The organism is Nocardiopsis oceanisediminis, assembly GCF_048595525.1.
GTDB classification, from domain to species: Bacteria; Actinomycetota; Actinomycetes; order Streptosporangiales; family Streptosporangiaceae; genus Nocardiopsis_A; species Nocardiopsis_A oceanisediminis.
Genome location: NZ_JAFMZJ010000001.1, coordinates 1,418,709 through 1,429,869 on the forward strand (window position 1 = coordinate 1,418,709; position 11,161 = coordinate 1,429,869).

Below are 11,161 nucleotides of genomic sequence, written 5' to 3' on the forward strand. Positions count from 1 at the left end.
ATTGCTTGTGGTGTGCCCGGAGGGCGCGGCCATGGCGAGCCGGGAGGGGGCCGACGATGGTCGATGAGCGGCGGACGGACGTCCGGACGCGGGGCGTGCGGGTCGGAGCGGCCGTGGCGGCCGCGGCCGTGCTGGTGGTGGCCTGCGGGGACGCGGGTTCGGCCCGGCCGACCGGGGCGGCGCCCCCGCCGGCCCCGCAGAGCGGGGCGGACCCGGTGCCGTACCGCCCGCCCGGCGGCGCCCCGCCGCACCCCTCGCCCGGCCACGCGGCCCCGGGGCTGCCCGCCGCGGACCCGGCCGGCGGTGGCGGCCCGCGGCCCGGCGGGGAGTGCGGGGTGGACGGGATCCTCGAACCGTCCTGCGGCGTGTGGTGGGGGGCCAGCCCGTGGAAGGGCGACCCGCGCCCGCTGGAGGAGGCGGCCGGGCGGCCGATGGACATCGTCTACACCTGGAACGGGATCGACCAGCCGGACGTGCCCAAGGACCGGGACCTGGAGCTGGCCGCGGAGGGCAGGCTGATCCACGCCAACATCGAGGCCCGCCGCTTCGAGGAGTCCGGCCACCCCGAGGTCGGCTACCGCCGGATCATCGAGGGCGACTTCGACGGATCCCTCACCGAGCAGGCCCGCCGGATCGCCGGGACGGGCGTCCCGGTCTTCATCACCTTCGACCACGAGGCCGACGCGTCCAAGCGGTACGGCGAGCGCGGCACCCCGGAGGAGTTCGTCCGGGCCTGGCGGCACATCGTCGACCTCTACCGCCGGAACGGCGCGGACAACGCCGTCTTCGTCTGGAACGTGACCGGCTGGAAGGGCAATCTGGACCGCCTCCCGGGGCTGTGGCCCGGCAACGAGCACGTGGACTGGATCAGCTGGGAGGCCTACAACATGACCGGCTGCGAGCTGATGGACGGCTGGGACCACGTGGTCTCCTTCGAGGAGGCGCTCCGCCCGGCCTACGAGTGGATCCAGAACGAGGGGCCGAAGCACGGCATCGACCCGGGCAAGCCGGTGATGATCGGCGAGATGGGCACGGTGCCCATTCCGCAGGGCATGGGCTCCGCCGAGGAGTGGTACGCCGAGATCCCGACGGTGCTGCCCGAGTACGAGCGGGTCAAGGCGGTCAAGCTCTGGGACGGCAGGACCGCGCCCAGCTGCGACTTCCGCATCCTGGAGAACCCCGCTGCCCGGCGCGGCTACGCCCGCGCCGGCCAGGACCCCTACATCCGCATCCCGGACCAGGCCCGCAAGGCGGTCACCGAGGCATTGGAGGACCGCGACCGCTGGACGACGGACCGCTCCGAGAACGCTGAGGACTGAGGGGCCCCGCGCGCTGCGGGGAGCACGCCCCGGCCTCGGCCGCCGACACGGCGGTGAGGGGGCCGTCCCCGCGCGCGGGGAGCACGCGGAGGACCCGCACCATCTGCGGCACCAGGCGGGACCGTCCCCGCGCACGCGGGGAGCACCCTTCTCGAACCGGTTCTCTCCGGCGGGGGCGCGGTCTTCCACCACTTCCCGGATCGGCGCCGGTCGGGGCCGCGCAGCGGTGAGCGGGGCGCGGCGATCGGGTCAGAGGCCCTTGCCCCGGGTGTGCAGGGTGCGCAGGACGAACTCCGGGGGGAGGCCGCAGGCCACCGCCAGGGCCAGGTAGGCGCGGGGCTCTGCCGGGCGGGAGCGGAGCGTGGCCAGGATCCAGCGGAGGGCGGCGCGGCGGCGGCCCGCGGCGGCCTCGGCGAAGGCGACCTGGCCGGCGATCCGGGCGTGGCCGCGGGGGACCAGCCGGAACTCCGGGTACTGCTCCAGGAGCCGGCTCAGCGCGGACGCGATGGTGCGCCAGCGGCCCGCGAAGTGCGACCGGCGGTGCCAGAGCACCCGCACGCCCGTCTCCGGGACGGTGCGCACCGGCGCGCGCCGGGCCAGCCGGAGCAGCAGCTCGTAGTCCTCCGCGTAGCTGCCGGGCAGCTCCTCGTCGACGGTTCCGCAGCCGTCCACCAGGGCGCTGCGCCGGATCACGAAGGTGGACGGGTGCAGCTCGGTGAGGCGGGAGGCGAGCAGGTCGGCGAAGGCGACCGAGGTCCGGTCCAGCACCCGCTCGGCCTCGGTGCGCTCGTAGATGACCCGGATGCCGCAGCACACGATCTCGGTCTCCGGGGCGGCGAGCAGCACCTCCACCTGCCGGCGGAGCTTCCCGGGCAGCCACGTGTCGTCGTCGTCGCAGAAGGCGACCAGTTCGCCGGAGGCGGCGAGGATGCCGGTGTTGCGGGCTCCCGCCAGACCCGGGCTGCGGGTGTTGGCCATGACCCGCACCGGGCGGCGCGGGTCGTCGTCGGCCAGCGCCTGGTCGGGGTCGTCGTTGTCGAAGACCACGATGGTGCGCAGCACCCCGGGGTAGTCCTGCCCGGTGATCGAGCGCAGCGTGCGGCGGAGCAGGTCCGGCCGCTCCCGGGTGGGCACGATCGCGGTGACGTCCGGCCAGCCGGTGCGCTCCGGGGCGGCCGGTGCGGGCGTCCGTTCGCCGGGCGCGGGCGGGGCGATCAGGTCGATGAGCTCGCCGGCGCGGCGGGCGGCGGCCTCGGGGCGGGGACCGGCCTCCGGGCCGATCCGGAACTCCCCGGGCCGGTCGACCGCCCGGTCCAGCGAGGTGGAGAGCTGCTGCGGGCTGGAGCAGGAGCGCACCAGGTCGGAGGTGTCCAGCCGGGTGACGAAGCGGAGCTGGTGGTCGTCGACGTGCTCGCCGAGCTCGGGGTCGCGGGCGACCGCGACGGGCAGGTGGCCGGCGCGGCGGGCGGCGACGATCGAACCGGGCCCGCCGTGGGTGACCACCACCGCCGCCTCGGACATGGCATCGGCCAGTTCGCTGGGGGAGAGGAACTCGGCGGCCTCGGCGTGCGCGGGGCGCGGGGTCCGGCCGTGCTGCACCAGGACCCGGACGCCGGGGTGCTCCCGGGCGTAGGCGTCGGCCCAGGAGACCAGGCGGCGGAACGGGTGGTGGTCGGTGCCGACGGTGACCAGGACCAGCGGCCGAGGGTCGGGGGCGCCGGCCGGCAGGTCCGCGGGGACGGGGGAGGGAGCGGGCGCGGGCGCGTCGTCGATGTCGGTCACAGCAGCGGCCCCACGGTGATGGCGGACGGCATGAAGGCGCGCTGCTCCTCCCACTGGGCCAGGCAGAGGGTGGTGAAGGGGCGGCAGAGCCGGGCGGTCAGGGTGGGGGTCTCGATCCGGTCGTAGACCTCGATGTAGACGGTGGGCACGCGGAGCAGCCGGGCGAGGACGAAGAACGGCAGGGCGACGCCGGCGCCGGTGCTGACCACCGCGGCGGGGCGCCGGGCGGTGAGGACCCGGGCGGCCAGCCCGGTGTTGCGCAGCAGGTTGGCGATGCTGCGCGTGGTGGGGTGGTGGGCCCAGTGCACCTCCTCGCCGCCGAGCAGTGCCGCGGCGTCGGGGGTGTCGAAGGTGACCCAGGCCCGTGCGCGCCCGGACCACCACGGGCGGAGCGACCACAGCTGGGCCAGGTGGCCGCCGCTGGAGGCGACGAGCAGGACCGGTGCGGGTGGCGTCGTTGACACGCCGACATGATCGCATGACTTTGCGTGGTCAGGTATTCGCTTTCCGTGAAATCGGCGGGTCGCTCACGGTTCGGGTGCGCCTTCGGCGGGGGAGCAGGCCGTCCAGCTCCAGCAGCCGGCGGAGCCGCCACAGGGTGCACAGCCACCCGGCGCCGCCGACCGCCAGCGCCGCGGCGAGCGAGCCGGGGCCGGCGCCGAGCAGCGCCGCGCACCCCCCGGGGACCGCGCCGAACCAGAGCAGCGCGGCCGCCGCGGCCGCGGCCCACCGGCGGCTGAACGGGTGCACCCCGAGCGCGCGGTGCAGCTGCACCAGCGGCAGCAGGTTGCGGACCGCGATCGCCGCGGCCCAGGCCAGGGCGGCGCCCACCGGTCCGGCGGCGGGGATCAGCAGCAGGCACAGCGCCACGTTCACCGCCAGCGCCAGCGCGTTGTTCACCAGGTTCCAGAGGGTCCGCCCGGCCATGGTGAGCAGCAGGTCCCCCATGCCGAGCGCGGCCGAGCCCAGCTGCGCCACGGAGATCACCACCAGCACCCCGGTCCCGGCGGGCGTGCCGTAGCCCTCCCCGAACACCGCCATGGCCAGCGGGGCGTAGGCGATCGCGGGCAGGAACAGCGGCCAGGTGAGGCAGATCAGCCAGGCGGTGGAGACCTGGTAGAGCCGCCCGGCCTCCGCCCGGTCCCCGTGGGCGAGCAGCTCGGCCAGGCGGGTCCCGGCGGCGAACTGCACGGCCTGGGCCGCGAACTGCCCGGCCACCATGATCCTGGTGCCCGCGGTGAAGACCGCCGCCGCCGCGGCGCCCTGCACCGCGGCGACCAGGACGATCCCGCTCCGCTGGATGCCGATCTGGGCGACCGCCGCCGCCGAGCGCGGCAGCGAGAACCCCCAGAACTCCCGGGCGCCCACCCGGGCCGCCCCGGCGCCGTCCGCCGGAGGGGCCGCCGGGCCGGCCGGCGGCTCCGCTGCCGGGGCGGTGCGCATCAGGCGGTGCAGCCACAGGCAGGCGAGCACGGCGGCGGGCAGGTAGGGGCCGGCCCAGCCCAGGGCGAGCAGCGCGCCCGACCCGGTGCCCGCGACGGCGCCGATGAGCAGCAGCTGGGCGAGGGGGCGGCCGACCTTGTCCAGCAGGGCGGTGGGGCGCATGGCGTGGTAGGCCCGGGTGGCGGCCAGAGCGGCGTCGGCGACCACCGCGAACGGCAGGAACGCGGCGAGCAGCCGGAGGTGGCCGGCGGCGCCGGGCTCCCCGATCAGCAGCGCGAGCGGTTCGGCGGCGGCGAGCAGCGCGGCGGAGCCGAGCAGGGCGGCCGCGGAGACCGGGCCGAGCGCGGTGCGCAGCAGCCGCGGCGCGTGCTCCGGTGCGCCCAGGGCGCGCAGCCGGGCCAGGAAGTAGACCAGCCCGCTGCCGGTGCCCAGCCCAGCCACCGCGGACGCGATGAGGAACACCGAGGTCGCGGAGAACAGCAGCCCGGCGGAGGCCTGGTCGAAGCCGCGGGCGACCGCGACCGCCACCCCCAGGTTGAGGGCGGCCCCGGCGACCGCCGCGGCCGTGTTCAGCGCGCCCCCGCGGGCCACCCTCCCGATGGACCCGCTGGCCCCGGTACCGGCCCGCCCCTCCGCGGACGCGGCCGACGGGCCCGGCGGGCGGCCGCCGGCGCCCCCGGCCCCTCCGCGGCTCATCGGGCGGCCCGGGAGGACCGGACGCGGGCCGCGCCCTTCCGCGCCCGGCCGCCGGAGGCCCTCCCGCCGCGCTCCGGCGGCCCCGGGCGGGCCCCGCGGCCGCCCCGCCGGCCGGGGATGCGGCGGGACCCCTCCGGCCCGGCGCACCGGTCCCGCCGGCGGGGAAGGGCGAACGGGCCGGCCCCGCACCGGAGCCCGGGTCCGGGTGCGGGGACCGTCCGCGCCCGCGCGCCCGTTCCCAGGGCGGCCCCGCCGGCGGGGGCGGGCCGGGGGGTGCGCTCCCGCCGCTGCCGTGCGGACGCCTCCGCCGGGGTCACCGCCGCTCCGGGCGGTCGCGCCAGGAGGGGGTCCGGCCCCACCAGCCGGCGAGGCGGGCGTCGTCCTCCTCGAAGCGGGCGGCCAGCTCGCGGCGGAGCGCGGGCGGCAGCGGCGCCCGGGGCCGGGCGTTGTGCCGGCCGAACCGGATCCCGCCGTGGTGCGGGAGGCCGAGGAACTCCTCCAGGGCGGGCAGGTGCCGCTCGGGGTCGGCCAGGAAGGGGTCGGCGTCGATCACGTGCAGCCGGTCCCGGCCGAGGTGCTTCTCCAGCCGGAGCAGCTGGTCGATGTAGCGGCCGCGGGCCAGGTAGGCGTGGTGCTGGTGGTGGTGCGAGCGGGCCCGCGGAGAGGAGGCGAGCAGCTCCCCGGCGCCGGCGAGCCGCTCCTCCTCCCGCTCCAGGGCGCGCTCGAACGGCAGGCTCTCGTACCCCCGGGCGGTCTCGTGGGCGTGCGCCGAGTAGGCCCGCTCCACCGGGTCGCGGAGTATCACCACCACCTTCACCCCGGGCAGGTCGGCGGCGATCCGCTCGGCGCACAGCGGGTGGAACAGGTAGTAGGGGCTGGACTCGCAGACGACGGCGCCCGCGCCGCCGCCGGCCGCGCGCACCGCCCGCCGGGTGGGGAAGCGCCCCCGGTACCAGTCGAGGCCGCGCCCGTAGCCGGTGTCGAAGTAGTGCACCCCCTTGCGCAGCGTCGGGCCGAGCACCCCGGGGTGCTGGAGCAGCGCCCGGAACAGCGTGGTGGTGCCGCAGCGCTGCGCGCCGGCCAGCAGGGCGCCCGGCAGCGCGCGGCGGCCGCGGGTGGCCTGGCCGGCCAGGTCGGCGGCGGCGCGCACGGCGCCCTTCACGGGGTCGGGCAGCGGCCGGCGGGCCGCCCAGGGGAGAACGGGCATGGGACCTTTCCTCGGGGTTCGGGGGATGCGCCTCCCGCCCCGCGGCGGTCGCGCCCCCGCCGCCTCGGGGACCGGTGGGGGCGGCGGGGCGCCGCGGGGCGGGGGCGGGGTCAGCCGGGGAGGCCGGCCTCGGCGGCGGCGCGCTCGCCCAGCCCCTCCAGGGCGGGCAGCAGCCAGTCGTCGACGGCGGCCAGGTGCCCGCCGGCCTCGTCCTGGCGGTCCTGCAGGTAGCGGGCGGCCAGGTCGATCAGGTAGAGCGCCATCACGGTGGGCACGGCCTGCGGGCGCATCCCCGCGGCGGTGACCATCGGGTCGCACAGCAGCCGGGCGCCGGTGTCCAGCCAGCGGTGCACCCCGGGGTGCACCCCGCCCTGCACGCACTCGTTGAGCTCGTAGTGCAGGGCGTCGAAGCCCAGCGGGGTGTCGAAGGCGAGCCGCTCCCAGTCCCAGACGAAGGCGCGGCGCGGCGTGCCGGCCACGTTCCACCTGGTCAGGTCGCCGTGCCAGGCTCCGAAGGGGAGCCGGACGGCGGGCAGGGCGCGCAGTGCCGCGCGCAGCCGGGGCGCTTCGGGGCGGTCGCCCAGGGAGTCGATCCGCTGCTCCAGGCGGGCGCGGTAGCCGCTCTCGGCGAGCACCTGCTCCGGCCGCCGCTCCAGGGCCGCGATCTGCAGGACGCAGCGGAGCAGCTGGCGGCGGGTGGGCCGCTCGGTCTGCGCGCCGACCGGCAGCGCCTCCTGCACCAGCAGCGGCCGGCCGTTCCACTCGCCCTGGTGCAGCGGCCGGGGCACGGTGATGTCGGGCAGCCGGGCGTCGGCGAGCCGGTGCAGCGCCCGGGTCTCGTCCCGGACCAGCCGCGAGGTCAGGTCGTTCACCCCGACCTTGGCGTAGCCGACCGCCCTCCCGGCCGGGGTGAGCAGCAGCAGCACCGGTTTCCGGTTGGCCCGGGGCGGGCCGATGTGGATGGCGACCACGACCTCCCGGTCCAGCGCGGCGGCCAGCGCGTGCTCGATGGTCCGCCCGCTGCCCACCCGCAGCCGGTCGCGGAGCAGCAGCGGCGCGATGCCGCTGGCGAAGGCGGTGGTCAGCAGGGCGGTGCGGACCCTCTCCCGGAACGAGTGGCGCTGGGAGAACGCGGCGATGCCGCGCGCCGCCGCGTACCGGTCGGTGGCGGGCACGATCACCCGGGGGTTGTGCGCCGAGGGCACCGGGAGGTAGGCGCGCACCGCGGTGCCGCGCCCGCCGGCGCCCTCCCCGTCCGCGCCGGGGCGGTCCGGATCCCCGCCGGGGGTCTCGGCCCCCCTGCCCATCAGCCCGCCGCAAGGCCAGAGGATCTCCGCCAGGTCGGTCAGGTAGGTGGTTTCCCCGTTCACCGCGCGACACCCCCCGCCGCCGCGGAGGCACCGCGAGCCCGCCGCCAGAGCAGGGCGACGGCGGCCATGGTGACCGCCAGCGGCGCCGTCAGCGCGACATAGAAGAACATGTACCAGAACAGCAGTAGGACCGATAGGAGGGCGGCCGCGCCGACCGGGCCGGCCGCCCGCCGGTACCGCGCGGCCGCCGACGCGAAGAAGGCGAGGAACAGGGCGGTGCCGCCCCAGCCGTTGGCGATCAGGGTGAGCCAGAACTGCCCGTTGTTGCCGATGGTGTGGTTGCCGCAGCCGGGGCAGTCGGGGGACGGGCCGATCGCGATCGACTCGGAGCCGCCCCGCATGTCGCGGGTGGTGCCCCAGCCGAGGACCGGCGACTCCGAGGCGGCCTGCACGGCGGCGGCGCTGGTCGCGGCCCGCCCCTCGTCGCTGTGCGGGTTGGCGGCCCGCTCCAGGACCACGTCCATCAGCGGCGACGCCAGCAGGGCGGCGGCCAGCGCCGCCGCGCCCAGCAGTCCCGCGGCGGCGGTCCCGGTCCGGCCGGCCCGCACCAGCCGGACCAGGAGGAAGACCGCGGAGAGCACCAGCCCCGCCCACAGCGCCCGGTTGAGCGAGTAGACGATCGGCGCGACCGCGGCGGCCAAGGTGAGCAGCGCCGCGCACCGCCGCCGTCCGCCGCCGGCCAGGACCCAGCCCGCGATGAGCCACGGCGCCAGCAGGGAGAGCATGTAGCCCCAGGTGTTGGTGTACTCCCAGGGCGCCTTGGGGCGCGCCGACTCGTATCCGAGCACGTCCATGACCTGCGCTGACGCCGGGCGGAGCAGGGTCTGCAGGTAGGGGTCGGCGGCGAGCGGGCCGGGCAGCAGCGCCTCCACCGGGGAGGGGTAGGAGAACTGCGGCGCCGCCATGCCGAGCAGCCCGCCGGCGGCGGTGGCGACGCACAGCCACCCCAGCGCCCGCGCCACCGCGGTGTCGCTCAGCTCTTCACCGGTCAGGTTGCCCAGGTAGAGCAGGAGCACGGTGACCGCCAGGTAGCAGCCGAGCCGCATCACCGCGCCGGCCGGGCCGCCGGAGCCGGGCACCGTCCCCTCCGGGGCCAGGCCGATGAGCGCCAGGCCCGCCACCGACCAGAGCAGGAACAGCGCCCACAGGCCGAAGCCGCGCGGCAGCAGAACCCCGCGGGTGCGGTGCATCCGGACCAGCCCGGCCGCCATCGGGACGGCGAAGACCCAGAACGCGAACTGGCCCAGGCCCAGCGCCCACCAGAGCGGGTAGCCGGCGAACAGCCAGACGACGGGCCACCCGGTGTGCCCGGTGCGCGCCTCGGCGGCGAGCGGCCCCGCGAGGACGGCCCGCATCACCGGGGCAGCGGCAGGTCGGCGCGGTCGGCGGCGGAGGGCGCCGGAACGCCGGGCTCCGGGGCGGCCGCGGGCCGGGGCGCGGCGGCCGGGGCGTGCGGCCGCGGGGCGGTACCGGGGCGCTCCGGAGCCGCGGGCGCCGCGAGCAGCCCGGGGACCTCGGCCCGGACCAGGGCGAGCGAGCGGAGCGCCTCGGCGAGCTCGGCGGCCCGGGTGCGGCCCAGGGCGACGGCGGGCAGCACCGCATCGGCGGCCGCGGCCATGGCGAGCGCGTCGGCGCGCTCGCCCATCGGGGCGGCGGCGACCACCACCCGGTCCGCGCGCAGCCGGCCGAGCAGTCCGGTCATCGCGCCGCGCTGCAGCAGGTCGGCGGCGTCGGCGTCGCCGTAGCGCAGCACCCGCAGCCCGGGGGCGGCCGCGGTGCGCAGCTCCAGCCGGCCGGGGTCGGCGCCGAGCAGCGCCTCGGCCAGGCCGGGACCCGGGTCCAGGCCGAGCGGGCCGAGGCCGGAGCCGTCCCCCGGGTCGGCCAGGACGAGCAGGGTGTCGGAGCCGGTCCGGGCCAGAGCGGCGGCGAGGTCGACGGCGGCGGCGGTCCCGGTGGCGTCGGCGGAGGCGCCGGCGACGAGCAGTACCCGGGGGCCGCCGCCCGGCCGGGCGGCCAGGGCGTGCGCGGCCTCGTTGGCCCGCTGGACGGCCCGGCCGCCCGGCCGGGCGAGCGGACCGGCCGGCCCGGTGTCGAGCAGGAGCGGGGCGCCGGCCGCGCGCCGAACGTCGCGCCCGGTGCGCAGCCGCCGGTCCCGGTGGTCGGCGCCGAACGCCGCGGCCAGCCCGGCGGCCAGCCCGGCCATCGCGCCGCCGCCCAGCCAGAGCACCGGCCGGGGCGAGGCGGCGGACTCGGGCGGCACGGCCGGGGAGATGACCCGGCCGGGGGTGAGCGAGGCGCGCAGCGCGCTGAGCGGGCCGATCTCCCCGTCGAGGTCGGCGAGCCCGCCCTGCAGCGCCTCTCGGCGGGCGGCCTCCCGGCCGCCGCCCGCGGAGCCGGAGCCCTCCAGGTCGGCGGTGCGCTCCTCGGCCTCGCCGCGCAGCGCGTCCAGCCGGGCGTCGATCTCCTCGCGCGCCCGGTCGGCCCGGTAGGCCAGGTAGGCGTCGGCGAAGGCGGCGGAGCCGTCCCGCGCGGCCTCGGGGGAGGCGCCGCGGTAGGCGATCTCCAGCACGCTGCTGTTCGGCGGGACGGTCACCTCCACCCGCTCGCGGAGCTCGTCCGGGGCCTCGGCGGTGCCGATCAGCTCGCCGGCGGCCGCGGCCACCTCCGTCGAGCGCACCACCTGCGCCTCGGTGTCCAGGTTGACCTCGCCGCCGGTCCGGCCGGACCGCTCCCCGGTGAGCTCGGCCGGGCCGGTCGGCCGGACCTGCACCGCGGTGGCGGCGGCGTACTCGGAGGGGAGGGCGAGCACCGCGGCGGCGGCGACCAGCAGGCCGCCGGCGGCCCCGGCCGCGACGGCGGCCCACCGGCGGCGCAGCACGTCCGCGTAGTCCCTGAGCTCCGGTCCGGCATCGGCGGTCTGCATGCGGGCCCTGGCCCCTTCCCCGCCGAGCACGGCTCGGCGAATACTGGCGGTATCTTTACCGACACCAACAGTAGTCGTTTGGGGGTGCTGGGCGGTTGACCTTCGGGGCGATTCCTGATCGACCGAAACCGGGAGGCCGCTTCAGGGCGCCCCCCGGCGGGCTCCGGGGAGGCCCGGCCGCATGCCGCACCCGCCCGGCGCCGTCACCCTGCGTGTCCGGCGGGGCGGGCCGGACCGCTCGGGCGGACGGAGGCAGCGGCCGACCGGGCCCGGCCGGCGGCGCCGGTGCGGGACCCGCGCCGCGGCACGGCCGATGCGCCCTCGGCGCGGGGCCGTGCCGCGCCTGTCCGCGCGGTTCCCGCCCCGCACCGGGCGGGCGGCGCCCCGGAGGAGGGGAGAGCGCCCGTGCGCCGGTGGCCTG

The 11,161-nt window shown here is 78.4% G+C and carries 8 protein-coding genes; 1 reads left to right on the forward strand and 7 read right to left on the reverse strand.

Annotated features, from left to right (window positions below; translation table 11 throughout):
• The first annotated feature begins 56 nt into the window (after nt 1-56).
• Nucleotides 57-1,319, forward strand: a complete 1,263-nt coding sequence (locus J0910_RS06420) for a glycoside hydrolase family 26 protein (RefSeq protein WP_420157599.1) — start codon at nt 57-59, stop codon at nt 1,317-1,319.
• Between the two features lie 249 nt (nt 1,320-1,568).
• On the opposite strand, the gene J0910_RS06425 is transcribed toward J0910_RS06420, so the two are convergent.
• From J0910_RS06425 to J0910_RS06455, 7 genes are all read right to left on the reverse strand, one after another.
• Nucleotides 1,569-3,101: a glycosyltransferase gene (locus J0910_RS06425; protein ID WP_420157600.1), complete on the reverse strand. Its 1,533-nt coding sequence runs from the start codon at nt 3,099-3,101 to the stop codon at nt 1,569-1,571.
• Entirely contained in the window at nt 3,098-3,565 is a 468-nt protein-coding gene (locus J0910_RS06430) for a UDP-N-acetylglucosamine--LPS N-acetylglucosamine transferase (protein WP_420157601.1), read from the reverse strand. Before J0910_RS06430 ends, J0910_RS06425 begins: the two co-directional genes overlap by 4 nt.
• 28 nt (nt 3,566-3,593) lie before the next feature.
• Nucleotides 3,594-5,135: a lipopolysaccharide biosynthesis protein gene (locus tag J0910_RS06435; RefSeq protein WP_420157602.1), complete on the reverse strand. Its 1,542-nt coding sequence runs from the start codon at nt 5,133-5,135 to the stop codon at nt 3,594-3,596.
• Nucleotides 5,136-5,553: 418 nt separating this feature from the next.
• A complete protein-coding gene (locus J0910_RS06440) occupies nt 5,554-6,447 on the reverse strand; it encodes a sulfotransferase domain-containing protein (protein WP_420157603.1) in 894 nt (297 codons plus the stop codon).
• Nucleotides 6,448-6,557: 110 nt separating this feature from the next.
• Complete coding sequence (locus tag J0910_RS06445) at nt 6,558-7,817, reverse strand: phosphotransferase (protein ID WP_420157604.1); 1,260 nt, start codon at nt 7,815-7,817, stop codon at nt 6,558-6,560.
• Nucleotides 7,814-9,172, reverse strand: coding sequence for a ligase (locus J0910_RS06450; RefSeq protein WP_420161904.1), 1,359 nt, complete (start codon nt 9,170-9,172; stop codon nt 7,814-7,816). The genes J0910_RS06445 and J0910_RS06450 overlap by 4 nt, the downstream gene beginning before the upstream one ends.
• A complete protein-coding gene (locus J0910_RS06455; protein WP_420157605.1) occupies nt 9,172-10,740 on the reverse strand; it encodes a chain length determinant family protein in 1,569 nt (522 codons plus the stop codon). The genes J0910_RS06450 and J0910_RS06455 overlap by 1 nt, the downstream gene beginning before the upstream one ends.
• Nucleotides 10,741-11,161: the final 421 nt, after the last annotated feature.

Coding starts and splice junctions, on each gene's coding strand:
- J0910_RS06420 (WP_420157599.1), top strand. CDS start 57: ATGGTCGATGAGCGGCGGACGGACGTCCGGACGCGGGGCGTGCGGGTC.
- J0910_RS06440 (WP_420157603.1), bottom strand. CDS start 6,447: ATGCCCGTTCTCCCCTGGGCGGCCCGCCGGCCGCTGCCCGACCCCGTG.
- J0910_RS06450 (WP_420161904.1), bottom strand. CDS start 9,172: ATGCGGGCCGTCCTCGCGGGGCCGCTCGCCGCCGAGGCGCGCACCGGG.
- J0910_RS06455 (WP_420157605.1), bottom strand. CDS start 10,740: ATGCAGACCGCCGATGCCGGACCGGAGCTCAGGGACTACGCGGACGTG.